At 69.9% G+C, this 26,233-nt stretch carries 20 protein-coding genes and 1 pseudogene; 11 read left to right on the forward strand and 10 right to left on the reverse strand.

Annotation, left to right across the window (positions count from 1 at the left end; genetic code table 11):
- Positions 1-5: 5 nt before the first annotated feature.
- On the reverse strand, positions 6-1,142 hold the full coding sequence (locus AIIKEEIJ_RS21215) for an acyl-CoA dehydrogenase family protein (protein WP_161996497.1): 1,137 nt from the start codon (positions 1,140-1,142) through the stop codon (positions 6-8).
- Between the two features lie 9 nt (positions 1,143-1,151).
- Positions 1,152-2,324: an acyl-CoA dehydrogenase family protein gene (locus AIIKEEIJ_RS21220; protein ID WP_029546726.1), complete on the reverse strand. Its 1,173-nt coding sequence runs from the start codon at positions 2,322-2,324 to the stop codon at positions 1,152-1,154.
- Between the two features lie 203 nt (positions 2,325-2,527).
- Here AIIKEEIJ_RS21220 and AIIKEEIJ_RS21225 point away from each other — a divergent pair, with 203 nt between their 5' ends.
- The gene (locus AIIKEEIJ_RS21225; protein ID WP_006932215.1) at positions 2,528-3,166 is read left to right on the forward strand and encodes a TetR/AcrR family transcriptional regulator; all 639 of its coding nucleotides are present in this window, start codon (positions 2,528-2,530) and stop codon (positions 3,164-3,166) included.
- Here the strand turns inward: AIIKEEIJ_RS21225 and AIIKEEIJ_RS21230 are convergent.
- On the reverse strand, positions 3,147-3,650 hold the full coding sequence (locus AIIKEEIJ_RS21230; protein WP_161996498.1) for a nitroreductase family deazaflavin-dependent oxidoreductase: 504 nt from the start codon (positions 3,648-3,650) through the stop codon (positions 3,147-3,149). The genes AIIKEEIJ_RS21225 and AIIKEEIJ_RS21230 overlap by 20 nt on opposite strands.
- Before the next feature lie 92 nt (positions 3,651-3,742).
- On the opposite strand from AIIKEEIJ_RS21230, the gene AIIKEEIJ_RS21235 reads away from it, so the two are divergent.
- The 6 genes from AIIKEEIJ_RS21235 to AIIKEEIJ_RS21260 all read left to right on the forward strand — a co-directional run bounded on the left by AIIKEEIJ_RS21235 (position 3,743) and on the right by AIIKEEIJ_RS21260 (position 10,980).
- Positions 3,743-4,537 (forward strand): LLM class F420-dependent oxidoreductase, encoded by a 795-nt coding sequence (locus AIIKEEIJ_RS21235; RefSeq protein WP_029546728.1) that lies wholly within the window; start codon positions 3,743-3,745, stop codon positions 4,535-4,537.
- Between the two features lie 136 nt (positions 4,538-4,673).
- A complete protein-coding gene (locus tag AIIKEEIJ_RS21240) occupies positions 4,674-5,900 on the forward strand; it encodes an acetyl-CoA acetyltransferase (RefSeq protein ID WP_161996499.1) in 1,227 nt (408 codons plus the stop codon).
- Positions 5,901-5,910: 10 nt separating this feature from the next.
- The gene (locus tag AIIKEEIJ_RS21245) at positions 5,911-7,428 is read left to right on the forward strand and encodes a carotenoid oxygenase family protein (protein ID WP_161996500.1); all 1,518 of its coding nucleotides are present in this window, start codon (positions 5,911-5,913) and stop codon (positions 7,426-7,428) included.
- 10 nt (positions 7,429-7,438) lie between these two features.
- Entirely contained in the window at positions 7,439-8,380 is a 942-nt protein-coding gene (locus AIIKEEIJ_RS21250; RefSeq protein ID WP_202917376.1) for a winged helix-turn-helix transcriptional regulator, read from the forward strand.
- Positions 8,381-8,430: 50 nt separating this feature from the next.
- The gene (locus AIIKEEIJ_RS21255; protein ID WP_050036180.1) at positions 8,431-10,233 is read left to right on the forward strand and encodes an ABC transporter substrate-binding protein/permease; all 1,803 of its coding nucleotides are present in this window, start codon (positions 8,431-8,433) and stop codon (positions 10,231-10,233) included.
- Between the two features lie 3 nt (positions 10,234-10,236).
- Entirely contained in the window at positions 10,237-10,980 is a 744-nt protein-coding gene (locus tag AIIKEEIJ_RS21260; protein WP_065923277.1) for an amino acid ABC transporter ATP-binding protein, read from the forward strand.
- 70 nt (positions 10,981-11,050) lie between these two features.
- On the opposite strand, the gene AIIKEEIJ_RS21265 is transcribed toward AIIKEEIJ_RS21260, so the two are convergent.
- Positions 11,051-11,677 (reverse strand): TetR family transcriptional regulator, encoded by a 627-nt coding sequence (locus AIIKEEIJ_RS21265; protein WP_161996501.1) that lies wholly within the window; start codon positions 11,675-11,677, stop codon positions 11,051-11,053.
- A 149-nt stretch (positions 11,678-11,826) separates the two neighbouring features.
- On the opposite strand from AIIKEEIJ_RS21265, the gene AIIKEEIJ_RS21270 reads away from it, so the two are divergent.
- The 4 genes from AIIKEEIJ_RS21270 (at position 11,827) to AIIKEEIJ_RS21285 (ending at position 17,558) form a co-directional block, all read left to right on the forward strand.
- A complete protein-coding gene (locus AIIKEEIJ_RS21270) occupies positions 11,827-13,425 on the forward strand; it encodes a bifunctional 3-(3-hydroxy-phenyl)propionate/3-hydroxycinnamic acid hydroxylase (protein ID WP_161996502.1) in 1,599 nt (532 codons plus the stop codon).
- Positions 13,422-14,285 carry an alpha/beta fold hydrolase gene (locus AIIKEEIJ_RS21275; protein WP_161996503.1) on the forward strand — a complete coding sequence of 288 codons (864 nt, stop codon included), beginning with the start codon at positions 13,422-13,424 and terminating at the stop codon, positions 14,283-14,285. The genes AIIKEEIJ_RS21270 and AIIKEEIJ_RS21275 overlap by 4 nt, the downstream gene beginning before the upstream one ends.
- Complete coding sequence (locus tag AIIKEEIJ_RS21280) at positions 14,282-15,289, forward strand: VOC family protein (RefSeq protein ID WP_029546735.1); 1,008 nt, start codon at positions 14,282-14,284, stop codon at positions 15,287-15,289. Before AIIKEEIJ_RS21275 ends, AIIKEEIJ_RS21280 begins: the two co-directional genes overlap by 4 nt.
- Before the next feature lie 193 nt (positions 15,290-15,482).
- Positions 15,483-17,558: an alkaline phosphatase PhoX gene (locus AIIKEEIJ_RS21285; protein ID WP_161996504.1), complete on the forward strand. Its 2,076-nt coding sequence runs from the start codon at positions 15,483-15,485 to the stop codon at positions 17,556-17,558.
- Between the two features lie 52 nt (positions 17,559-17,610).
- Here AIIKEEIJ_RS21285 and AIIKEEIJ_RS21290 read toward each other — a convergent pair whose 3' ends face one another.
- From AIIKEEIJ_RS21290 to AIIKEEIJ_RS21315, 6 genes and pseudogenes are all read right to left on the reverse strand, one after another.
- The gene (locus AIIKEEIJ_RS21290) at positions 17,611-18,330 is read right to left on the reverse strand and encodes a haloacid dehalogenase type II (RefSeq protein ID WP_161996505.1); all 720 of its coding nucleotides are present in this window, start codon (positions 18,328-18,330) and stop codon (positions 17,611-17,613) included.
- Positions 18,331-18,391: 61 nt separating this feature from the next.
- On the reverse strand, positions 18,392-19,687 hold the full coding sequence (locus tag AIIKEEIJ_RS21295; protein ID WP_050036186.1) for a PucR family transcriptional regulator: 1,296 nt from the start codon (positions 19,685-19,687) through the stop codon (positions 18,392-18,394).
- Positions 19,680-21,107, reverse strand: a complete 1,428-nt coding sequence (locus AIIKEEIJ_RS21300) for an FAD-dependent oxidoreductase (protein WP_161996506.1) — start codon at positions 21,105-21,107, stop codon at positions 19,680-19,682. Before AIIKEEIJ_RS21300 ends, AIIKEEIJ_RS21295 begins: the two co-directional genes overlap by 8 nt.
- Positions 21,104-22,902, reverse strand: a pseudogene (locus AIIKEEIJ_RS21305) (DUF3556 domain-containing protein). Before AIIKEEIJ_RS21305 ends, AIIKEEIJ_RS21300 begins: the two are co-directional and overlap by 4 nt.
- A gap of 87 nt (positions 22,903-22,989) precedes the next feature.
- Positions 22,990-24,450, reverse strand: a complete 1,461-nt coding sequence (locus AIIKEEIJ_RS21310; RefSeq protein ID WP_161996507.1) for an AMP-binding protein — start codon at positions 24,448-24,450, stop codon at positions 22,990-22,992.
- 158 nt (positions 24,451-24,608) lie between these two features.
- The gene (locus AIIKEEIJ_RS21315) at positions 24,609-26,093 is read right to left on the reverse strand and encodes an amino acid permease (protein ID WP_050036188.1); all 1,485 of its coding nucleotides are present in this window, start codon (positions 26,091-26,093) and stop codon (positions 24,609-24,611) included.
- Positions 26,094-26,233: the final 140 nt, after the last annotated feature.

Consider the following 26,233-nt stretch of genomic DNA (forward strand, 5'->3'; position numbering starts at 1 on the left):
GCCGCTCACATGCCGGCGACCTCGATGCGGTCGTGGTCCGCGACGGCCCCGGCGAGGATCCGCACGTGATCCTCCACGGTGCCGAGCGTGTGCTCGATCGCGGTCAGCCGGCTCACGTAGTGGCCGACCGGGTATTCGGCGGTGATGCCGATACCGCCGTGCATCTGGATCGCCTCCTGCCCGACCTTCCGTGCCGACCGGCCCACCTGCAGCTTGGCCCGCGACGCGATGGTCGGGTCGACGATGCCGTCGGCGAGGGCCATGGTGGCGTACAGGCTCATGCTCGACGCCAGTTCGAGCAGCACGTACATGTCGGCCGCGCGGTGGGTCAGGGCCTGGAAGCGGGCGAGGGGGGCGCCGAACTGCTTGCGCTGCTTGAGGTAATCGGTCGTCAGGCGCAGCGTCTCGGCCAGCGCACCGACCGCCTCCGCGCACAGGGCGGCCTGAGCCCGTACCTGGGCGGCGGTGATCGCCGCCGTGGCGTCCACGGCCTCGCCGAGCGGCACGGCAGCGGCCGAGTCGAGGACGAGTTGCGCGGCGCGGCGCTCGTCGTGGGTGCCGTACGCGGTGCGGGTGACGCCGGCCGGGTCGGCGTCGACGAGGAACAGCCCGACACCGCCCTGGGGAAGACGGGCGGACACGACGAACGTCTCGGCGCAATCCCCGTGCAGCACAGGGTTCTTGCGGCCGGTGAGGGCCCAGGTGTCGCCGGTGCGGGCGGCGGTCGTGGCGACCTCGGTGGCGGGCCACCGGCTGCCGGGCTCGTCGTGGGCGAACGCGAGCAGCAGCGCGCCCTCGGACAGCCGCGGCAGGAGGTCCGCGCGCTGCTCGTCGGTGCCGACCTCGGCGACGAGGCCGCCCGGCAGGAACACCGCATTCAGCAGCGGTTCGGGGGCCAGCGCTCGGCCGATCTCGCCCATGACGGCCATGACCTCCACCGGTCCGGCGCCCATTCCGCCGTGCTCCTCGGCGAACGGCAGGCCGAGCACGCCGAGTTCGGCGAGCTGGCGCCACACGTCATCGCTCCAGCCGCGGTCGGTGTCGGCGACCTTGTTACGGGTCTCGGTGTCGTAGGTGCCCGAGAGCACGTCACGGACGGTCTTGCGGAGCAGGTCCTGTTCGGTATCGAGTTCGAAGTTCATGACAGTGGCTCACAATCCGAGGATGGAGGAGGCAATGATCGAGCGCTGCACCTCGCTCGACCCGCCGTAGATGGACACCTTGCGGTAGTTCAGGTAGGTCGGGGCGGTGTGCTGCGCCCACTCCGGCGAGTCGATGCCCGCGGCGCCGACGGGCAGCGAGTCGGGTCCGGCGATGTCGGTGAGCAGTTCGGTGACCGCCTGCTGCAGCTCCGAGCCGCGCAGCTTCAGCAGCGACGACGCCGGATTGGGCTTGCCGTCGGCGGACCCGGCGACCACCCGCAGCTGCGTGAGCTCGAGCGTGAGCAGTTCGTTCTCGAGCTCGGCGAGGCGCGCGGCGAACAGCGGGTCGTCGATCAGGGTGCCGGATCCGGTCCGGGTCTGCGCGGCGAGCTGCTTGGCGCGGGCGAGCCGCACCTTGGTGGCGCCGACACGGGCGATGCCGGTGCGTTCGTTGCCGAGCAGGAACTTCGCGTAGCTCCAGCCCGCGTTCTCCTCGCCGACCAGGTTCTCGGCGGGGACGCGCACGTTCTCGAAGAAGACCTCGTTGACCTCGTAGCTGCCGTCGACGAGCTTGATCGGGCGGACGGTCACGCCGGGCGTGGTCATGTCGATGAGCAGCATCGAGATGCCGGCCTGCTTCTTCGGCGCATCCGGGTCGGTGCGCACCAGGCAGAAGATCCAGTCGGCGTGCTGGGCGAGGGTGGTCCACGTCTTCTGGCCGTTGACGATGTAGTCGTCGCCGTCGCGCACCGCGCGGGTCTTGAGTGAGGCCAGGTCGGAGCCGGCCTCGGGCTCCGAGAATCCCTGGCACCACCAGATGTCGAGGTTCGCGGTGGCGGGCAGGAAGCGCTCCTTCATCTCCTGCGAGCCGAACTGCGCGATCACGGGACCGATCATGGACGCGTTGAACGGCAGCGGATCGGGCACCGAGGCGAGCTGCATCTCGTTGAGCCAGATGTTTCGCTGCACGGGAGTCCAGTCCTTGCCGCCCCACTCGACGGGCCAGTTCGGCACCGCCAGACCCTTGGCGTTGAGGATCTGCTGGCTCCGGACGACCTCGTCGCGGTCCAGGTGCCGGCCGGCAGCCACTTTCTCTCGGATCTCGGCGGGGAACTCGGTGGTGAAGAACGTGCGCAGTTCGTCGCGGAACGCGAGCTCTTCGTCGGTGAGCTTCAGGTTCATGGGGGCCTTCCGTCACGGTTGTGCCTGTGCGAGCGCAGCATGGAACCACGGCCCGATCCCGTTTTCACGCTGCATGATTCGCGGAGGGATGGGGGCTCGTTCGCCCTGGTGCTGCGTACACCCGTACTGTAACTTGACACTGTTAGGTTGTCCAGGCCGACCCCGGGACCGACCCCCGGACCGACGCCGAGGAAGGAGCGCCGATGGCACGACCCCGTACCCCGCTGCTCAGCCGCCCGCTCATCCGCGAGACCGCCCTGCGCCTCGTCGACGCGCACGGACTCGACGAACTGTCCATGCGCAAGATCGCCGCCGAGCTCCATGTCAGCGCGCCGTCGCTGTACAGCCACTACTCGAACAAGGACGAGCTGCTCGACGACATCGCCGACCAGGTCGGCGAGTCCGTCGATATCAGCGGGTTCGACACCGACGACTGGCAGGAGGCGCTGCGCGTCTGGGCGAGGTCCTACCGCGCCGCCCTCGCCGAGCACCCGAACCTCGTACCGTTCCTCGCGCGCAGCCCGGGCCGGCGCGAGGTCGCGCTCGATCAGGCCAACGCCGTGCACGGCGGCCTGACCCGGGCCGGGTGGCCGCCACGGACCGCGACCCTGATCGGCGCGTCGATCAAGTACATCGTCGTCGGCTCGGCCATCGCCTCGTTCTCGGGCGGCTTCCTCGACGACCTCACCATCTACCGGGAGCGCTATCCCCATCTGTCCCAGGCACACCGGCTGCGCGAGCACGCGGACGAGATCGACCGCGACGGCTTCGAGCTGGCGCTCGAGTCGTTCCTGCAGGGCCTGGCGCAGCGGTTCGCGAGCCTCACCGGCGCGGACCGCTGACCGGTCTGTAGGTACGGTGCAACCGCACGAACCGCAGATGCCGGCCCGCCGCCCGGTAGTCGGCCTCGCTGCCGTCGACGTCGAAGCCCATCGCCGCGCACAACCGCGGCGCGACCTTCGGGTGCCGGCGCCCGTACCGCGCCATGAATTCCGCCGCCTCCTCCGGATCGAGGAACTCCGCGGCCACCGCGACCCGTTCGCGGCCCGACTCGATCCGCGCCGCGGGATGCGCCCGCAGGTTGCGGTACCAGTCGGTCTGCTTCCCGAAGCCGACGGCCACGACGAATCCGCCGGACGTGTCCTCGTGGTTCACCACCTCGAGCACCGTCTGCCGCGGCCGTCCGCTGCGCCGGCCGACGTGGTGCAGCAGCAGGAACCGGCGGCCCAGCACCCGCCCCAGCCCGATCCGGTAGAGGTGGATCGGAGCGCGCAGGAATCGGCGGCGCAGTCCGGTCGGTGGTGCGGCGGGCTCGGTGATGCGCATTCCTTCACTGTGCGCCCGATCCGTCCGCTGCACCACCGGGACGCCCACACGGATCGGCTGCGGGACCGGCGCGACGGCCCTACCGTTGACTCATGCACCGTCCCATTCGCATCGGTCTTCAACTCCAGCCCCAGCATCAGCCCGACTACGGGAAGATCCGCGACACCGTGCTCCGCGCCGAGGACGCCGGCGCCGACATCGTCTTCAACTGGGACCACTTCTATCCCCTCTCCGGGGACCCGGACGGCGCCCACTTCGAATGCTGGACGATGCTCGGCGCGTGGGCGGAACAGACCGAGCGCGTCGAGATCGGAGCGCTCGTCACCGGCGGCGGCTACCGCAATCCCGATCTGCTCGCCGACATGGCCCGCACCGTCGACCACATCAGCGGCGGCCGGCTCATCCTCGGCATCGGCGCGGGCTGGTTCGAGAAGGACTACGTCGAGTACGGCTACGACTTCGGCACCAAGGGTTCCCGGCTGAAACTGCTCGGCGAATACCTGCCCCGGATCACCGCGCGGCTCGCGAAGCTCAACCCCCCGCCGACCCGGCACATCCCGCTGCTCATCGGCGGCGGCGGACCCCGCAAGACCATCCCGCTGGTGGCGCAGTACGCCGACATCTGGCACAGCTTCGGGGACCTCGACACCCACACGGAGAAGGCGGAGATCCTCGCGGCGCGCTGCGCCGACGCCGGCCGCTCACCGAACGAGGTCGAGCGGTCCGTGCCGTGGCCCGGAACCGCGCACGCGGCCGCCTTCGTCGATGCGGGCGTCACCCTGTTCACCGTCGGTGTCGGCGGTCCCGACTACGACCTGAGCGGCCTCCTCGAGGCGATCGGGTGGCGGGACGAGAACTCCGCACCGCCGCTGTCCGGGCTGGCCTGACCGGGCTACCCCAGGGCCGGGACGCGGCAACCGGGGTCCGGTTCCCGGCTGCCCGCGCGCACATCGTCGTTGCGTCCGCCTGGTCACTCTGTTTACTGTAGTTGAAGCCACGTATGGTCGACCCCCGCGGAAGGCGGTGAGCGGCGTGAACCCTGAAGGCGTGTGGATCGCCGGTGGATACCAGTCCGACTTCGCGCGGAACCTGACCCGGGAGGACCGGAACATCGCGGACCTCGTCGCGGAGACGGTGACGGAAACGCTGCGCGACGCCCGCATCGACGTCGCCGACGTCGGGGTGATCCACGTCGGCAATGCCTTCGGACAGCTCTACACCGGCCAGGGACACCTCGGCGGCATGCCGGCCTCCGTGCTGCCCGAGCTGTGGGGGATCCCGGCCACCCGGCACGAGGGGGCCTGCGCGTCCGGCTCCCTTGCCGTGCTCGCCGCGATGGCCGATCTCGAGGCCGGTCGCTACGACTGCGCCCTCGTGCTCGGCGTCGAACTCGAACGGTGCGTCCCCGGCGACGCCGGCACCCGGGTCATGAACGCCGCGGCCTGGGTGGGACAGGAAGGCGCCGACGCGAAGTACATGTGGCCGTACATGTTCGACAAGATCGCCGACGAGTACGACCGCCGCTACGGCCTCGACGACGAGCACCTGAGGGCGATCGCGGAACTGAACATCCGCAACGCCCGCGCCAATCCGAATGCGCAGACCCGCAACCGGACCTACGGACCCGGCAGTTTCGGCCCGGACGAGGCCGCCAATCCGGTGGTCGAGGGACGCCTCCGCAGGACCGACTGCAGTCCGCTGACGGACGGCGCCGCGGGCGTGGTGCTGCTGAGCAACCGCTACCTGAGCCGGCACCCACGCACCGTCGACGACATGTCCCGCATCCTCGGCTGGGGCCACCGCACGGTCGGACTGTCCTTGTCCGGCAAGCTCGCCCGCGACGGCGACGATCCCCTCGTCATGCCGCACGTGCGCGCCACGATCGTCGACGCGTTCGAGCGGAGCGGCATCGGCGGCGTCCGGGACCTCGACCTGATCGAAACACACGACTGCTTCACCGTCAGCGAATACCTGGCCGTCGACCACTTCGGGATCACCTCCCCCGGCCGGAGCTGGCAGGCGATCGAGAACGGCGACCTCGAGATCGGTGGCCGCATCCCCATGAACCCCAGCGGGGGGCTTCTCGGCGGGGGGCATCCGGTCGGCGCCACCGGAGTCCGGATGCTGCTGGACTGCCACCGCCAGATCACCGGCCGCGCCGGCGACTACCAGGTCCCCGGCGCCACGCGAGCCGCGACCCTGAACATCGGCGGAAGTACGACCACCACGGTCAGTTTCGTCGTCGGCTGAAAGGACATCCATGGAACTCGAGATTCTGGGACGGGCACTGTCCACCCTGCCCGCGGACGACGACCACCCGTACCGCACCGGTCCGTGGCGCCCGCAGCACACGGAGCGGCGCGCCGACGACCTCGAGGTGATCGGCGACCTGCCGGCCGATCTCGACGGCGTGTACCTGCGCAACACCGAGAACCCGGCGCACCCGGCACTCGAAGGTCTCTATCATCCCTTCGACGGTGACGGCATGATTCACGTCGTCGGATTTCGCGACGGAAAAGTCTTCTACCGCAACAGATTCGTGAAGACCGACGGCTTCCTGGCCGAACAGGAGGCCGGTGGCCCGTTGTGGGCGGGCATCGCCGAACGGCCGCAGAACTCGATCCGCCAGGACGGCTGGGGCGCCCGCGGCCGCATGAAGGATGCCTCCAGTACGGACGTCACCGTGCATCGCGGCGTCGCCCTGACCAGCTTCTGGCAGTGCGGGGACCTCTACCGCCTCGACCCGACCACGCTCGAGACCCTCGGCAAGGCGACGTGGGACGGCCGATTCCCCTCCGACTGGGGCGTTTCCGCGCATCCCAAGGTCGACGCCCGCACCGGCGAACTGCTGTTCTTCAACTACGGCACCGACGCCCCGTACCTGCACTACGGCGTGGTCGACGCCGACGATCGGCTGGTGCACTACGTCGACATCCCCCTGCCCGGCCCCCGCCTGCCCCACGACATGGCGTTCACCGAGAACTACGCGATCCTCAACGACTGCCCCCTGTTCTGGATCCCGGAGGCCCTCGCGCGCGGCAAGTACGTGCCGCGCTACCACCCCGACCTGCCGATGCGGCTCGGCGTGATTCCCCGGCGCGGCCGTCCCGACCAGATCACCTGGTTCGACGCCGACCCGACCTACGTGCTGCACTGGACCAACGCCTACGAAGACGGCGACGAGATCGTGCTCGAGGGATTCCATCAGGAGACACCGGAACCGCCGGACGACGGCACCGGACCGATCTACCGGCGGCTGTTCCGTTCGCTGGCACTCGACCGCATGGGCACCCACCTGCACCGCTGGCGGCTGAACCTGCGCACCGGCTCGCTCACCGAGGAACGGCTGTCCGAGTCCGTCACCGAATTCGGGATGATCAATCCGCATCACGGCGGCGTCCGCCACCGCTACACCTACGCCGCGACGGGGGTGCCGGGCTGGTTCCTCTTCGACGGCCTCGTCAAACACGACGTGCAGACGGGGGCGGAGGAGCACTACTCGTTCGGCGAGGGCGTCTTCGGCAGCGAGACCGTGATGGCGCCCCGCACCGGGTCGGCCGCCGAGGACGACGGCTACCTGATCACGATCACCACCGACATGAACCGGGACCGGTCCGAATGCCTGGTCTTCGACGCGCGGCAACCGGGGGACGGACCGCTCGCGCGGATCGGACTCCCCGAACGGGTCTCGAGCGGCACCCACTCGACCTGGGCGGCGGGCTCGGACCTCCCGGGGTGGCGGGACGCGGACCGGGCAGGCGACGTCCTGAACCTATGATCAGCTGTCGATGGCAGGTTCCGGCACGGTCACCGAACTCGAGCCGGGCGGTGACAACGCGATCGCGGTCACCCTCGGCATCCTCGGCGACGAGTGGAACCTGTGGATTCTGCGGTACGCGTTGCAGGGCGACCGCCGATACCGGGACTGGATCGAGCGGGGGGAGATCTCCAACGCGGTGCTGACCGCGCGCCTGGCCCGCCTCACCGACGCGGAACTCCTCGAGCGGGTGCAGTACCAGGAGCGGCCGGCTCGACACGAGTACCGGTTGACGGCCCGCGGCCACGGCGTGTGGCCGGTTCTGCTCACCATGTGGGCGTGGGAACAGCAGTGGGCGCCCGACCACCGGGGACAGCTCCCGGCCAGGCGGCACGCGGTCTGCGGCGCCCGGTTCACACCGGTGCTCGTCTGCGGCCACTGCGACCGGCCCACCGGCGCACCCGACGTGGACGCGCAGCTCGGCCCCAGCGGACAGTGGCCGCGCAGCGTGCCGGCCGCGACCGGTCGCCGACGGTCCGGCCGTGCTCGCGCGCCGGAGATCCTGCCGCACACGATGGAACTGCTCGGCGACCGGTGGTCGGCGGCGCTGCTCGGGGCGGCGTTCCTCGGCGCCACCCGCTACGGGCAGTTCGCCGAGCGCATGGGGGCACCTCCGACGGTGGTGGCCGACCGGCTCCGGCGCTTCACCGAGCTGGGCGTCCTGCAGGAACTGCCCAATCCCGACCGCCCGGCGTGGGTGACCTACCACCTCACCGACAAGGGGCGGGCGTTCTTCCCCGTCGTCGCCTGCATGATCGACTGGGGGCTGCGCTGGTTCCGCGCACCGGAGGGACCGGCGATCGTCCTGCGTCACCGCCACTGCGGCCACACCTTCGCACCCGCACTGACGTGCAGTCACTGCAGGGGGCGGCTGCGGGCCTCCACGGTCTCGATCGAACCCACCGGCGGCTGACCCGCCCCGGCACACCCGTCGGACGGCGCGATTCGGATTAGGCTCCCACCATGCCCGAATCCGTGATGGCGAAACGGAGCACCGTGGCGGCGCTGCTCCTGGCGGTGCTCCTGGCGCTGACTGCGACGGCCTGTTCCTCGGGCGGTGGTCGACCGTCGGCTCCCCAGGACCTGTGTTCCCCGCCCGGGGTCGGCGGGGCCTCCGCCGCACCGACCAATCTCGACACGTCGGCCGCCGCCGCGGAGGACCGCTACACCACCCCGGGCGTGGTGCCGCTCGAGTCGATCGACGTTTCCGGGCTGAACCTCATCACCCCCGGTGTGCTCACCGTAGGCACGCTCTCCGACGCGCCACCGAGCATCTGCGTGAACTCCCAGGGCGAGTTCACCGGCTACGACAACGAACTGCTGAAGGCCATCGCCGAGAAACTCGGTCTCCGCGTGGAGTTCGTCGGCACCGAGTTCGCGGGCCTGCTCGCCCAGGTGGCCGGCCGGCGCTTCGACGTCGGCTCGTCGTCGATCACCACCACGGACGAACGTCGCCGGCTGGTCGGCTTCACCAACGGCTACGACTTCGGCTACTTCTCGCTGGTCGTGCAGAACGGCAGTCCCATCCGTGGCTTCGGGGACCTGAACGCGTCCACCCGCATCGGGGTCGTGCAGGGAACCGTCCAGGACGACTACGTCGTCAACACCCTCGGTCTCGATCCGGTGAAGTTCCCGGACTACAACACCGCGTACGCGAACCTGAAGACCGGCCAGATCGACGCGTGGGTGGCGCCGTCGCAGCAGGCCGAGGGCGCGATCGCGCCGGGTGATCCGACGTCGATCGTGCAGAACACGTTCAGCCTCAACAACTACGTCGGCTGGGCCGTGTCCCGGGAGAACCAGGCGCTGATCGACGCGCTCAACTCCGGGCTCGACGCCGTGATCGCCGACGGCACCTGGGCCGAGCTCTACACCGAATGGGTCCCCCGGGAACTGCCCGAGGGCTGGAAGCCCGGCAGCAAGGCCGCGCCGGAACCCGACCTGCCGGACTTCGCGGCGCTGGCCGCCGAAAACACCGCCAGCGGCGAGGAGCCGGCGGCCACGGCCCCGAAGTCCACGCTCGAACAGCTGCGCGAGACGTTCTTCTCGTGGGAGCTGTACCGGCACGCCTTCCCGGATCTGCTGAAGACCGGTCTGCCGAACACCCTGATCCTGGCGCTGACCTCCGGGCTCGCCGGCACGGTCCTCGGCATGCTGCTCGCCATGGCGGGGATATCGCGCACCCGCTGGCTGCGCTGGCCCGCCCGCGTCTACACCGACATCTTCCGCGGCCTGCCCGCGGTGGTGATCATCCTGCTCGTCGGCCTCGGCCTCGGCCCGGTGGTGCAGGGCGCCACGGGCAACAACCCGTACTGGCTGGGCGCGGCGGCGCTGGCGCTGCTCGCGGCCGCATACATCGGGGAGATCTTCCGCTCCGGCATCCAGTCGGTCGAACCGGGGCAGATGGAGGCGGCCCGGGCCCTGGGCTTCAGCTACCGCCGGGCGCTGACACTGGTGGTGATCCCGCAGGGCGTGCGGCGCGTGCTGCCCGCGCTGATGAACCAGTTCATCTCGCTCATCAAGGACTCGTCGCTCATCTACTTCCTCGGTCTGCTGGCCACCCAGCGCGAACTGTTCGCCGTCGGCCGCGACCTGAACGCGCAGACCGGCAACCTCTCGCCGCTCGTCGCGGCGGGCCTGTTCTACCTCATCCTCACCGTGCCGTTGACTCATCTCGTGAACTACATCGACCACCGCCTGCGCACCGGCCGGCCCGAGGCCACCCTCGACCCGCTCGAGCAGGAACTCGTCGTGGAGAGGGGCTGACCGATGCCGACCACCATCCGGGACAGCGTGTCCCTCACCGGGACCGGACTGCACCTGGCCTTCGGCACCAACAAGGTGCTGCGCGGCGTCGACATCCACGTCGACGCCGGCAAGACCGTCACCGTCATCGGCCCGTCCGGCTCGGGCAAGTCGACCCTGCTGCGCGTGCTCAACCGGCTGCACGAACCCGACGCCGGCGACATCCTCCTCGACGACCGCTCGGTGCTGAAGGACAACCCCGACGAGCTGCGGCAGCGGATCGGGATGGTGTTCCAGCACTTCAACCTCTTCCCGCACAAGACGGTGGCCGAGAACATCGCGCTCGGCCCCCGCAAGCTCAAGGGGCTGTCGAAGGAGCAGGCCCGCGCGCTCGCCCTCGAACAACTCGATCTCGTCGGCCTGAAGCACAAGGCCGACTCCCGTCCCGGCAACCTGTCCGGCGGGCAGCAGCAGCGCGTCGCGATCGCCCGCGCGCTCGCGATGGCCCCGCAGGTGATGTTCTTCGACGAGGCCACCTCGGCGCTCGACCCGGAACTGGTCAAGGGGGTCCTCGCCCTGATGGCCGATCTCGCGTCCGGCGGCATGACGATGGTGGTCGTCACCCACGAGATGGGCTTCGCCCGCTCGGCGTCGGACACGGTGGTGTTCATGGACCACGGCGCGGTCGTGGAAACCGGTCCCCCCGACGAACTGTTCGACGCCCCGAAGACCGAACGACTGCAGCAGTTCCTGTCGCAGGTGCTGTAGGCCGCTCCGCGGCCGGTGCGTCCTTCGGGTTGCCCCAGCCGCCCAAAGGACGCACCGGCGGTGCGCGAGGTCAGTCTCCTTCGGAAGTGCTCAACCGCTGCGCGGCGTCGTAGAGCGAATGGGCGTGTAGTTCGAACAGGGCGACGAGATCGACGCTGTCGCCGCCGATCTCCTTGGCGATGAACAGACCGTCGGCGCCGGCCATCGCGTACGTGGTCAGCAGGGCGACCGAGCCGTCCGACAGGCCGGGCGCGAGGTCGCGGATTGCGTCGACGAGGCGGAGGCGTGCTTGCTCACGCACCTGCAAGAACATCGTGCGGGCGCTCGGTTCGACCGGGCGCCGCTCGAGGGTGAGCATCAGCCCCAGCCGCAGGAAGTCCGGTGAATCCAACAGCGTCTTCGCGACCTGCATCGCCAGGGCCACGATGCGTTCGCGTGGGTTGTCGCCGTCCGGTACGGTCCACCCGGACAGCCAGGTGTCGAAACTGCGCTCGATCACCGCGGCGATCAGCTCGTCCTTGTCCTTGAAATGCCAGTAGATCGAGCTCGCGGGCAGACCGCACTTCTTGCTCACCAGCGCAATGCTGGTGCCCTCGTAGCCGCGCTCGGCGGCGACCTCCACGGCGGCGTCCAGAATCCGGCGACGGGACTCCTCGCCGTTCGCGCGGCGCTGCCGGGTCCTCTTCTGCTCGTCCACGAGCGCTCCTCAGGTTGCGACGGTGTGTATTGACTCACACTGCACGCCAGCTTACTGTAGTGACCACTACAGGAACAATCCCTGATCTTCGGCGGCCGGATTCCACCCCGCCGATCGACACCCTTCCCCGCTCGACGAGAGGTCTCGACGTGACCGACATCCCGCACTACGACGTCGCCGTCATCGGCTACGGCCCCACCGGCGTGACCGCCGCGAACATCCTCGGCCAGATCGGATTGAAAGTGCTTGTGATCGAGCGCAATCCGGACATCTACGGCAGGGCGAGGGCAATCTCCACCGACGAGGAGGTGCTGCGAATCTGGCAGCAGGTCGGCCTGGCGGACCGCCTGCAGGAGGACATGCTCGCCGGCAACGCCGCTACCTTCGTCGACGCGAACGGCGCACCGTTCACGGAGATCGCACCGGTGTCCCACGGATCCGGTCACCCGCCTCAGCAGTTCATCTACCAGCCCGCACTCGAGAAAGTGCTGCGCGGCGGGGTCGAACGATTCCCCAACGTGGATGTCCTGCTCGAGCACGAGTGCCTGCGGGTCCTCCAGGACGCGGCCGGGGTCGAGCTGATGCTGGCCGACCTACGGAACGACGCCTTCGAACGCGTGCGTGCGTCCTACGTGATCGCCGCCGACGGTGGCGCGAGCCCCACCCGTGCTCAGCTCGGGATCGGCTACGAGGGCCGGACCTACGCCGAACGGTGGGTGGTCATCGATACGAAGGTGCTGCAGGAGTGGCCGGGCCACGATCGGCTCCGGTTCCACTGCAACCCCGACCGTCCGACCGTGGACTGCCCGACACCGCTCGGACACCACCGGTGGGAATTCCCGGTCCGCGACGACGAGGACGAGGACGAACTGGTCACCGACGCAGCGATCTGGCGCGTACTCAACAACCAGGGCATCACCGACACGCAGGTGAAGATTCTCCGCGCAGTCGTCTACAGCCACCACGTGCGCTTCGCCGACCGCTGGCGCGTCGGCCGGGTCTTCCTCGCCGGCGACGCCGCCCACGCGATGCCGCCGTGGATCGGCCAGGGCATGTCCGCCGGGGTGCGCGACGTGGCAAACCTGTGCTGGAAGCTCGCCGCAGTGCTCGACGGCACCCTGCCCGAATCGATCCTCGACAGCTATCAACTGGAACGCCTGCCCCATGTGCGGGAGGTGACCGACCGCGCGGTCAAGGTGGGCCGGCTCATCACCCAGCGGCACCCTGTACTCGCGGCCGTGCGTGATCGGTTCTTCCGGATTGCCATGCGGGTACCGGGGATTCCCGAATGGCTACGCGACAATCGGTGGATCCCGGACGCCTTCTACCCCCGAGGCCTGCTGGCCGGCCCGAAGGCGGTCGCGTCGGCGGCGGTGGGATGGCTCGTACCGCAGCCGTGGGTGCTGGACGAGAAGGGCAGCCTCGAACGCCTCGACGACGTGCTCGGTGGGCGATGGACGATCCTGCATGTCGGCTCGCCGGACTCGTGGCCCGGCTGGCGCACCGCCGGCGTACCGACCGTGCGTCTGGCCGGTCCCGGCGCCGCCCCGGCCGCCGACACCGTCGTCGACACGAACGGCACCCTGATCCGGTGGATGCGCGCCAAGGGTGCCACCGTCCTGGCCCTGCGGCCGGACGGGGTCGTCTACGCCGCCGCCGGACCCGACACCAACCTCGCGCCGCCCCCGCCGGGAATGAAAGCCCCCTCATCCATCCGCCTTTCCGAGGAAACGGAGACCCTCGCATGACCCGCACAGCGCTGACCGAACGCACCGTGACCGTCGCCGGCAAGGACATCTTCTTCGCCGAAACCGGAGAAGGGCCGGCGGTACTACTGCTGCACGGCGGCGGGCCCGGCGCCTCCGGGGCGTCCAACTATTCCCGCAACATCGACGAGCTCGCCCGGAAGTTCCGGGTGATCGTGCCGGACCTGCCCGGTTACGGACGCTCGAGCAAGGGCGTCGACCGGTCCGATCCGTTCGGCTACCTCGCCGACAACATCCGCGGACTGCTCGACGCCCTGAACCTCGGCCGTGCCCACCTGGTCGGCAACTCCTACGGCGGTGCCTGCGCCCTCCGCCTGGCTCTCGACACCCCGGAACGGGTCGAGAAGATGGTGCTCATGGGCCCCGGTGGCATCGGCACCACGCGCGGGCTGCCCACTCCCGGCCTGCAATCGCTGCTGTCGTACTACACCGGCGACGGTCCCTCACGCGACAAGCTCGAAGGCTTCATTCGCAAGTACCTGGTCTTCGACGGGGCCACCGTACCCGACGAGGTGATCGACGAACGCTACCGGTCGAGCATCGATCCGGCCGTGGTGGCCGATCCGCCGCTGCGCCGTCCCTCCGGGCCCGGCGCCCTGCGCACGCTGTGGGGCATGGACTTCACCCGCGACCGGCGACTGCGCCGGCTCGCCACCCCCACGCTGGTGATCTGGGGCGCCGACGACAAGGTCAATCGTCCGAGTGGTGGCCGCATGCTGGCACACACCATGCCCAACTGCGACCTGCTGCTCGCCGCGAACACCGGCCACTGGGTGCAGTGGGAACGCGCCGACTTCTTCAACGCCGTCACCACGGCCTTCCTCACCGGGAGCACCCGATGACCACCGCGGACTCGCTGTTCGGCTCCGTCCACCTCGGTTACGTCGTCATCGAGACGAACAAGTTCGCCGACTGGCACCGCTTCGGCCGCGACGCGATCGGCCTGCACGCCGACCGGCTTTCCGCCCAGGCCATGCGATTTCGGCTCGACGACCACGAATGCCGGTTCCTGCTGCAACGCGGCGACGCGGAGGACGTCACCGCCCTGGGCTGGGAGATCGACGATCACGGATCGTTCGACCGAATCGTCGCCCGGGTGCGCGACCGCGGCGTCCCGGTCACCGAAGGCACCGACGAGGAGGCGGCCCTGCGCGGCGTCGAACGCCTGCTGCGCTTCCCCGGGCCGAAGGGCATCGACCAGGAGATCTTCACCCGCGCCCGCACCACCACCACGCCGCTGGCGATGAGCAACGCCGGATTCGTCACCGGCGCATCGGGAATGGGACACGTCGCGATCACCTCGACCCGGCCGCACACGCTGCACGGCTACTACGGCACCGTCTTCGACGCCCGGCTGTCCGACTACATCGACGAAACCATCAGCGGTGCCAAACTCAAGATCCGCTTCCTGCGCGTCAACGAACGCCACCACTCGGTGGCGATCGCCGCGGTGCGCGGTCTTCCCGTCGACCCGGTCCGCACCCGGATCCAGCACCTGAACATCCAGGTCACCGAGCTCGACGACATGACCCGGTCCTACCAGCGTGTCAAGGAACTCGGCTTCGACATGGCCCTCGGCGTCGGCCAGCATACAAACGATCGCGAGCTGTCCTACTACGCTCGCACACCGTCCGGGTTCGAGTGGGAGGTCGGCTGGAACCCCATCGTGGTCGACGAATCCACCTGGGAGCCGACCACGCATCGCGGCATCAGCATCTGGGGCCACACCCCCGAGGGGCAGACCGTCGTCGACAAGCTGGTCCAGTTCAAGACGGCCGCACTGTCGCTGCGCCGCCCCGAGCAGACCGTCCCCGCGCTCAGCGGAACCGGAATCGCCGACGACTGATCGCTCCTCGGTGAGGGTTCCGCATCCGCACGATTCCCGGTCGGTCGCGACAGCAGTCCGATGTCGCGGCTGACCGGGCGGGGCGCGGATGTGCCGAGGGGCGGGCTCACCGCCCGTTCACCTTCTCGTTCCCTTTACCTGGTTTCGGTCTCCTACGGTGCCCGCGTTGAACCGATTCGACGAGGGAGTACCTGTGAGTCCGAAGCCCCTGCCGCTGATCGTCACGCACGACGGCACATCGTCGCGCGCCGCCGTCACCTGCCGCTACAAGTGCGGCAACGCGTGTTCCCACGCGGTGCCCAACACCTCCGGGGGCGAGTACTTCGGCGACATCGTGCGCACCGCCCTGACCCGGCGCGGCGTGCTGCGCGGCGGCGCGATGGCGGTTCTCGCGGTCGGTGCGGGCGGCGTGCTCGCCGCGTGTTCCGACGACGCGGGCAGCACCGGCGGCGCCACGACGTCGGGCCCGGCGGACCTCGGCCCCGTGCCCACCGGCACCGACTTCACCGCCGTCGCGCCGAACACCGACGACGCCGTGACCGTCCCCGAGGGCTACGACCAGGCCGTCGTGATCCGCTGGGGTGACCCGGTGCTGCCCGACGCGCCGGCCTTCGACATCGGCAACCAGACCGCGGCCGCGCAGGAGAAGCAGTTCGGTTACAACAACGACTTCGCCGGGCTGCTGCCCGTCGACGGCGTGCCGAACACCTACCTGCTGGTGGTCAACCACGAGTACACGTCCGAGCCGTTCATGTTCGCCGGCTACGACGCCGAGAACCCCACCGAGGAGCAGGTGCGCATCGGCTGGGCCAACCACGGGCTGTCCGTCGTGCAGGTCAAGGGCGAGGCCGGATCCGGGCGCCTCACACCCGAATTCGGCCCGTACAACCGCCGGATCACCGGCCTGACCGAGTTCGCCCTCACCGGTCCCGCCGCCGGAAGCGACCTGGTCAAGACCGCCGCCGACCCGACCGGAACCCGCGTGCTCGGCACCCTGAACAACTGCGCCGGCGGTCTCACCCCGTGGGGCACCGTGCTCTCCGGCGAGGAGAACTTCAACCAGTACTTCGCGAACGCCGAGAACGTCACCGATCCCGTGGCCGCCGAGCGACTGGCCCGGTACGGCCTCGAGGGCGGCGCCTCGGAACGGCTGTGGGAGCGCTTCGACCCGCGCTTCGACATCGTCGCTACCCCCAACGAGGTCAACCGGTTCGGCTGGGTCGTCGAGGTGAACCCGTGGGACGCGACGTCCGTGCCGGTCAAGCACACCGCGCTCGGCCGGTTCAAGCACGAGGCCGCGACGATCCACGTCACCGGCGACGGCACCGTCGTCTCCTACAGCGGCGACGACGAACGCTTCGACTACATGTACAAGTTCGTCTCCTCCCGGACGATGCAGAGCGGCACGTCGCAGGCCGCGATGCGGCACAACATGACGCTGCTCGACGCCGGAACCCTGTACGTGGCCAAGCTGACCGGTGATGCGCCGGACGAGATCGACGGCAGCGGTACGCTTCCCGCCTCCGGCACGTTCACCGGCACGGGGGAGTGGATCCCGCTGCTGCGCACCGCCGAGGACGGCCGCGGCGAGTCCCTGGTCGACGGCATGACCGCCGAGGAGGTCGCCGTGTTCACCCGCCTGGCCGCGGACAAGGTCGGGGCCACCAAGATGGACCGGCCCGAGGACTTCGAACCGAACCCGGTCACCGGCAAGATCTACGTGGCGCTGACCAACAACTCCAAGCGCGGCGAGGAGGGCAAGGCCGCGGCCGACGTGGCGAACCCCCGCAACAACAACAAGAACGGGCAGGTGCTCGAACTCGACGACGACCACGCGGGCACGTCGTTCACATGGAACCTGCTGCTGGTCTGCGGCGACCCGGAGGCCGCCGACACCTACTTCGGCGGCTTCGACAAGGCTCAGGTCAGCCCGATCTCGTGCCCGGACAACCTGGCGTTCGACCCGCACGGCAACCTGTGGATCTCCACCGACGGCAACGCGCTGAAGTCCAACGACGGGCTGTTCAGCGTCGTGCTCGACGGTCCGCGCCGCGGCGAGACCCGGCAGTTCCTCACCGTCCCCGTCGGCGCGGAGACGTGCGGGCCGATCGTGCAGGAGAACCGCGTCGTGGTGTGCGTGCAGCACCCGGGCGAGACCGACGACGCCACGTGGGACGCCCCGTCGTCGCGCTGGCCCGACGGTGGCACCGCCCAACCGCGCCCGGCCGTCGTCGCGGCCTGGAAGTCCGACGGCCTGATCGGCGCCTGACCCCGTGCGCGCTTCTGGTAGTAGCCGCTACCAGAAGCGCGCACGGGCGCCGTCAGGCGCCCAGGCGGCGCGCGAGGTCGACGAGGTCGTCGGCGATCACGTCCCAGTCGTGTTCGGCGTGCAGGTCCGTGGTCTGGGCCGGGCCGTGTTCGGTGGGTCGCGCGAAGAACGCGGTCTTCAGGCCGCAGGCGCGCGCGGCCGCCAGGTCCTCGTTGTGGGCGGCGCACATGCACACCTCGCCCGGCTCCAGGCCCAGGATGTCTGCCGTGCGCAGATAGGCCTCGGGCATGGGTTTGTAGGCCTGGGCGACCTCCGCACCGAGGATGGCATCCCAGGGCAGACCCGCGCGCTTGGCGATATCGACCATCATGCTGACGTTGCCGTTCGACAGCGGCGCGACGACGAAGCGCTGCTTCAGCCGCGTGAGCCCCTCGACGGCGTCCGGCCACGGATCCAGTTCGTGCCAGGCACGGTTGAGCTGATCGAGTTCGTGCCCCGGTATGCCCGCCGGGTCGATGCCGCAGCGGCGCAGGGCGTCGTCCAGGTTCTCCCGGTGCAGCACGTCGAGGCGCACGAAGGGCCGCCTGCCCTCGCGTACCGCCTGCATGGCCGGTTGGTAGCGCGCGCGCCAGGCATCCGCGAACTCCGCGGGTTCGGCACTGCTCCCGTGACGAACCAGGAACGGTGCCGCCGCGCGCGCGATGCTGGTGCGCCAATCCACCACACTGCCGAACACGTCGAAGACGAGTGCCTTCACGCCGGGCATGCTCATACGGTGCCTCCTGGAATCGACCGACCGTGCCGATGTTGTCACAGTCGGGATACCCGGCGCGTCAGCGCAACACCGCCTCCCCGAGGAACTCGCACGCCTGCAACGCCAGCGCGATGTCCAGCTTGTCGTGCACCGCGGGCGCGCGGGTCGGGTCGCCGAGGGCCTTGTTGATCCGGTACTTGACGGTGTTGCGGTGCAGGTTCAGCCGTTCGGCGGTGTGCAGGTGGCTCTCACCGGTGGCGAAGTAGGTGCCGAGCGTGACCCGCAGCATCGCGGCCTGCTCGGTGTCGTCGGCGAGCGGGCCGAGGATCTCGCCCACCCACGCCCGCGCGGCGTCGAGGTTGCGGGCGAGCAGCGACACCACGGCGACGCCGCGATCCCCGAACCCGATGACCCGCCGGGTGCACGTGGCCTGGGCCACCGCGATCGAATACGCGGCCTCGGCCTGTTCGTGCGAGCGACGGAAACCGGCGAGGCCGGAGCCGGGCAGGCCCAGCGCGAGGCGGCCGGCGGGATGGGATCGGACGACGGAATCGAGTGCTGCCGTGTCGATCGTCGGCCGGTGCCGATCGAACGGCAGCCAGGCCCACACCGTGCGCCGGTCGATGGCGGTGAGGATCGGCGGGGCATCCGACCCGAGGTGCACCGCCACCGCGCGCACCAGCCGGTCCAGGGGATTGATCGCGCCGTCCGCGGATTCGGTTGTAGTCCAGACGATCACCCCGACATGACAGCGGTCGAGCCGGTACCGGGTCTCCGCCTCGAACGCCGCGACGTCGGTTTCGGATCCGTCGACGAGGCCGTGGATGAGGGCGGAGTGCACGTTGCCGCGCACGGCCGACCACCGGCGCCGTTCCTTCTCGTACGCGTCGAACACGTACAGGGTGATCCAGTCGATGTACCGGTAGACCACCGCGGAGATGTGCTCGATGACGTCGAGTGTCACCTGCGGCGGGAGGTTCATCGACCGCACCTCGTCGAAGCACAGCCGCATGAGGTCGTTCTGTCCCATGTGGTACGCACGGACGAGCGAGTGCGACGGCACGTCGCGCTGCGCCAGCCGCAACGCATATTCCACTGCCGCCGTGGTGGGTTGGAGGTGTTCGGCGGGGATCTCGTTGGTGAGCACGTGGATGATCGTCGCGATGTTGCCGTGCACGCTCGCCTCGAGCAGCTCGACGAGATGCGGATCCTCGTCGAGGTGAGCGATCTCCCGCGCCATCATCGCGGTCATGGAACGGGTGATCTCCCGCTGGCGGGCGTCGAACCGGCGCGCGACCTCGGCGACGACGCGCTGAACCTCGTCGGCGGCCGACGGTGCGCCCGTCGACCGCCCCGAGACCACCGGCTCAGCCACGGCCGGCGCTCCGCAGGTGCCGCAGCGCCGATTCCGCGGCGTTGTAGCCGCACATCCCGTGCGCGCCCGCCCCGGGCGGGGTCGAGGCCGAGCACAGGTAGACCCCGGGAACCCCGGTGCTGTAGGGGTCCAGCGCAATTCGCGGCCGGAACACCACCTGCAGGTCAGCGTTGGCGCCGCCGATGATGTCACCGCCGACCTGGTTGGGGTTCTGTCGCGCGAGGTCGGCGGGCGCGGTGACCGCGGTGGCGACGATGCGGTCCCGGAACCCCGGGGCGAACCGCTCGATCTGGGCGACGATCGCGTCCGTCGCGTCGCCGGTGTAGCCGGCCGGGACGTGGGCGTACGCGTAGAGCGGATGCACGGAGCCGTGGGAGCGGGTCGGGTCGGCGACGTACTGCTGGCCGAGCAGCACGAACGGCCGCTCCGGCATGCGCCCCGTCGCGACGTCCCGTTCGGCCCGGGCGATCTCGGCGAACTCGCCGCCGAGGTGGACGGTGCCGGCCTTCCCGCATTCCGGGTCGGCCCACGGAACGGGACCGTCGATCGCGAAGTCGACCTTGAAGGCGCCGGGAGCGTGGCGGAACCTGCGGTAGGCCTTGGCGATCCGCGCGGGTACCGCGTCGCCCAGGATGCCGAGGGCGGCCTCGGGGGCGACGTCGAGGAGCACGACGTCCGCGGGCGGCAGATCCGCGGCACGGCGGACCCGGACCCCGGTGTGCACCTTGCCGCCGTGCTCCGCGAGCTGCGCGGTCAGTGCCCGCGCGATCGCGGCGGAGCCGCCCTCCGCCACCGGCCACCCGTAGCGATGGCCGGCGGCGGTGATCATCAGACCCACGGCGGACGTGGCGGGCCGGTCCAGCCGGTGGTAGGCGTGAGCGGCGACCCCGCCGAACAGGGCACGTCCCTTGGGGGTGCGGAACCAGCGGGCCGAGGCCGTGGCGGGCAGCAGGGCCCGGGGCCCGAACGCCACCAGCCGCAGCGGGTGCCGCGGGACGTTGAGCACCGGCCGCATCAGGTCCGCGGCGAGCCCGTCGAACCCGGTTGCGAGGTCGGCGAACATCCGCCGCCACCGCGGGCCGTCCTCGCCGAGGCCGGCCGCGGTGACGTCGAGGGATCGGTGCAGCAGGGCTGCCTCGCCCCCGTCGAGGGGATGGGCGCAGTCGATCTCCGGCCACCGCCACCGCAGCCCGTAGCGATCGAGGCCGAGGGTCTGCAGGTAGGGGGAGCCGGCACCCATGGGGTGGAAGGCGGAGCAGTGGTCGTGGACCAGGCCGGGGACGGTGAGCTCGCCGGAGCGGGTGCCGCCACCGATCTCGTCGGCTGCCTCGAGAACCTGGACGTCCACGCCGCTGCGGGCGAGGTGGACGGCGGCAGCGAGCCCGTTGGGTCCGCTACCGACCACGACCGCCGTACTCACGCTGTGACCTCCCGCTGTGCGGCTGCCCGGTGGGCGCCCTCGCGGTCCATTGTCCACTCCACGTCGAACGGGATGGGCCCGTTGGGCAACCAGGGCTGCTCGGCGACGGCGTCGGCGACCCTGTAGGTGCCGCGTTCGATCACGCCGAGGGCCGCGTCGATCACCTTGTATTCCTGGGTGCCCTTGTGGATCGGCTGGGATTCGATCCAGGCGACGACGAACTCGCCGGGCGCGAAGTTGCAGCGCCGCTGGATCGCGGCGATCAGGTGCTCGTTGTGCAGGTGCCCGTCACCGAAGTTGAAGGCGACGATCGAGTTGCAGGAGAACTCGGCCTCGCGCAGGTCGTAGGTGTCGATGTCGTCCCCGAGGTGGCGCATCATCAGGGAGATCAGCGCCCGGCCCTGGCTGTGCATGGACCGCCAGCCCAGGAGCTGGTGCATCACGACGTCCGCGACGTCGGCGGGGTAGGTCGCGAGCAGCTGGGTGCGGGTGTTCTCGGCGGCCCGCACGATGTGCCGGTTCAGCTTCTCCTCCGCACCCGGGGCGAACGCCCAGGTGGCCGAGGCCCAGTTGCCGGCGTACTGCCGCATCGACGGCAGGAACGAGACCAGGTCGGGGCGCAGGTTGCCGAGGACCGGGAAGAAGCACAGCGCGGCGGTGATCGCGCCCGCCAGCCACAGCGACGACATGTCGGTCACGGCGTAGCCGTCCCAGGCGGGGAAGCCCCAGAAAGGAAGACCGTGGCGTAGGCGAACAGCAGGTTCCATTCCAGCGGCACCGCGAGCGGGAACGTCGAGGCGATGAAGAAGTGGAACGCCACCATCAGCAGCACCGCGAGCAGCGTGAGCGTGCGGTTGGTGGAGAACAGCAGCACCAGCGGGGTGACGATCTCGACGAACGTGCCGAGGACGTGGGCGACGCCGCTGCCGAGGTGCGAGGGCCGCAGGTCGTTCGGGAAGCTGCGGTAGTGCATGCGCTTGACCCGCTTGGACAGCATCCACGGGGTGTTGCTGATCATCGGGGGGACCACCATGGCGAAGTGGCGGCCGAACTTGGAGACGCCGGCGCCGACCCAGACGGTGACGATGAGCAGCTTGAGGGCCACGATCATGTCGACGAAGGGCAGGAAGGTGAAGAACACCATCGCCGGCAGGTACTGCTCGCTGCGGGCGGCGATGAAGATGACCTTGTCCCGCAGGCCGATCACGATCAGCAACACGATCAGCGGCGCCACGACCGCGGGGCGGACGAGGCCGGCGTTGTCGGCGACGAGCGCGTCGACGGAGGCGGAATGCACACCCGGAAGAACCACGGCGACAATCAGATTGACGATCAGAAGGGCGTAGAGCGCCACGTCGCCGACGGTGCGGCGGTCACCGGACGTGCCGGGCACCTTGCCCGGCCACGGTGGGAGCCGGATCGTCTCGGGCTTGAGCCAGTACCGGAAGCCACCGGTCATCGGCTTGAAGTGACCGGCGAGCGGACCCCACGACCCGGCGAGACCGAGCGCCTCGAGCAGCACGGTCCACAGGATCAGCTTCTGGTAGACGATCGGCTGATTCCACCACGACGAGACGTCGAGCCACGACAGGCCCGAGGTCAGCGTCGCCAGGGCGGTGCCGGCGCCGATGTAGAGGAACAGCAGCTTGAGGATGTAGACGGTGTGCACCATTTTCGGCGTGCCGAATCCGTAGTCGACCCAGTGGGTCGACATGGCCCGCAACCGATCCCGGAACGGGAGGTCGCGGAACGTGGCGGGGTCCACTTCCGGGAAGTGGCCGGTCTTGAAACCCATGGGAATTCGCCTTTCGGGTAGGGGTTGCCGCCCCACCGGCCCGGGGCCGGCGAGTCGGGGTGGAGCGTGTGGTGTCCTCGGGAGCGGTCAGGCGTGCACGGGAGCACCGTGGCTGCGCCGCAGGCCGGGTTTGTCGATCTTGCCGACGGGGTTGCGCGGCAGGGCGGCGACGACGTGCACCTCGGCGGGCACCTTGACCCTCGTCAGCCGCTCGGCGAGGTGGGCGAGCAGTTCGGAGTCGGTGACGGTCCGCTCGGGATAGGTCACGACGTACGCGACGGGAACCTCGCCGTACACCTCGTGCGGCGCGCCGATCACGGCGGACTCGAGGACCGCGGGGTGCGTGGCCAGGGCGTTCTCGATCTCCTTGGGATACAGGTTCTCCCCGCCGCGGATGATCATGTCCTTGATGCGGTCGACGAGGGTGAGGTATCCGTCCTCGTCGAGCCGGCCGACGTCGCCGGTGTGCAACCAGCCGTCGACGACGGTGCGGGCGGTCTCCTCGGGTCGGCCGAGATAGCCGCGCATCACGTTGGGCCCCTTGATGAGCACCTCGCCGGTGGCGCCGGCCGGCAGGTGCCGCCCGTCGGGTCCGGCGATGGCGATCTGCTGGCCGGGCAGCGCGGGGCCGACGGTGCCGAGCTTGCGGGGGCCGTCGATCGGGTTGCACGCCGACGCGCAGGTGCCCTCGGTGAGCCCGTAGCCCTCGACCACGACCAGGCCGAAGCGCTGCTCGACCCGATCGAGAAGTTCCTTCGAGATCGGGGCCGCGCCGCAGATCGCGAAGCGCAGCGACGAGGTGTCCACCGGGGTGTCCAGCGGCTGGGAGACGAGCAGGGCGTAGATGGTGGGCACGGCCGAGAAGTAGGTCGGCCGCAGCCGTGCCACGTCGTCGAAGAACCGGGCCGGGGAGAACCTGCCGGTGATGCTGAGCTGCGCCCCGGCCAGGATCGGCGCCAGGAAGCTGACCGCGATCGCGTTGACGTGGAACAGCGGCAGGATCAGCAGGCAGTGGTCGGCCTCGGTCAGCTGCAGGTGCGTGCGGAACGAGTCGGCCATGAACTGCAGGTTCGCGTGGGCGAGCTGGACGCCCTTCGGGCGGCCGGTCGAGCCGGAGGTGTAGATCAGCAGGGCGGTGTCGTCGGGACGGGGATCGGCGCCGGCCGACCATCCGGCCGGCGGGGCGGTAGCCATGTCGTCCACGTGGATCAGCGGGCGGCCGCCCGACGGGGTGTCGGGACCGGCGCCCAGGACGAGTACGGCTCCCGCATCGTCGATCTGGTACTCGGCCTCGGTCGCGGTGAACGCGGGATTGACGGGGGTGGCCGTCGCACCCAGCCGCCACGCCGCCATGAGGGCGACGAGGAGTTCGGCCCGGTTCGGCAGCATCACCGCGACGACGTCACCCGCAGCGATCCCGTGCTGCTGGAGTTGCGCCGCGAAACCGTCTACTCTGCAGGCAAATTCGGCGTAGGTGAGTTCCCGGTCGTCGTCCCGCACGCAGGGCCGGTCCGATTCGCGGTGCCACACCAGATATTCGATCGTCACTACCGTCGGTCCTTTTCTCTTCGGCTGACCACAACGGTAGTGACGGGGATCACGTCCCGACTACGGCCTCGCGGGCTCGAGTTCCGACGGGGTGTTGTCCTCCGAGCACAACACCGCGCCGCCGGCTGTCGTTGCAGCCGGCGGCGCGGAGCGGATCGTCAGTGGGCCGGATTGCCCGAGGGCGCGGGCTGCGGCCCGCCGGGTCGCGGCTCCGCGTCGACGTGCATCGCCCGGGCCAGCGCCCTCTCCTCCGGCGGGGTGGCCCGTTCGCCGCCGCGCCGGCGCAGGTACCGGGTCTTGAGGTGGTACGCGGCGACGATGACCGCGAGCGCGATCAGCGACTGCACCAGTTCGGCGCGGGCGCCGGTGAACCACATGCCGACGAGGATCGCGACTATGACCGCCGTGACGACGACCGGCAGGACCGGGTAGAGCCACACCCGGAACTGCAGGATCTCCGGCGACGTGCGTTCCCAGCGGCGGCGCAGCACCAGCTCCGACAGGCAGATCATGATGTACACGAACAGGCAGATCGCACCGGACGACGTGACCAGGTACAGGAAGATCGTGTCGGGCCAGACGTAGGCCGCAACGATGCACACGTATCCGACGAACGTGCACGACAGCACGCCCTTCAGCGGGACACCGCGGGAGTTGACGGCCGTCATCCACGCGGGTGCGTCGCGGTGGGCACCGAGCACGAACAGCATGCGCGAGGCGGTGTAGAGCCCGGAGTTCAGGCACGAGAGCACGGCGACCAGCACCACGAAGTTGAGGATCTCGGCGGCCCCGGGGATGCCCAGGACGTCGAGGGCGGCCACGAACGGGGATTCGCCGACGACATAGCTGTCCCACGGCAGCATGGTCACGAGCAGGAACGTCGCGCCGACGAAGAACGCCAGGATCCGGAACACGACGGTGCTGGTGGCGCGGCGGATCGCCGCGGCCGGCTCCTTCGACTCGGCCGCGGCGATCGTGACGAGCTCGGCCCCCGTCATCGAGAAGATGACGGCGACCACCCCGACCATGACGGGGGTGAAGCCGTGGGGCAGGAAGCCTCCGTGTGCGGTCAGGTTGCCGAAGGACAGCTCGGCCCCGGGCCAGACGCCCAGCACGTAGAGACCGGCCAGGACGAGGAACGCGATGATCACCGCGACCTTGATCCCGGCGAACCAGTACTCGGCCTCGCCGAAGTTGCCGACCGACAACAGGTTCACGACGGTCATGATCAGCAGCAGGCCGGCGGCCATCAGCCACAGCGGCACGCCGGGGAGCCAGCGGGCGAGCAGGGTGGCCCCGACCACGGCCTCGATCCCGACGACGACCACCCAGAAGTACCAGAACAGCCAGCCGGTGGCGAAGCCTGCCCAGTTGCCCATGGCGTCGCGGGCGTATTCGGTGAACGAGCCGGTGCAGGGCTTGGCGACGGCCATCTCCCCGAGCATGCGCATGACCAGGAAGACGATGAGCCCACAGATCAGGCAGGTGAGGATGGCGCCGGGGCCGGCCTGACCGATGATCGCGCTGATCCCCACGAAGAACCCGGCCCCGATCACCCCTCCCATGGACAGCATGGTGAGATGGCGCTTCTTCAGCGCGTGGCCCAGGGTGTCGGACCTTTCGGCCGGTGGATCGGTATGCACGGCACTCCCTTCGAGACCTGATGTGCGGCCGCCGTCGTGTGCCGGTTCCGGCGTTACGGCGGCGCTGTCGCTCGGATGGGAGAACACTATGGCCGTGATGTGACCCACGGCATGGCCGCCGCGTACAGGGGCCGGTGTCA

Origin of the sequence: Rhodococcus sp. YH1, from assembly GCF_009939605.1 — a bacterium.
GTDB classification, from domain to species: Bacteria; Actinomycetota; Actinomycetes; order Mycobacteriales; family Mycobacteriaceae; genus Rhodococcus; species Rhodococcus aetherivorans.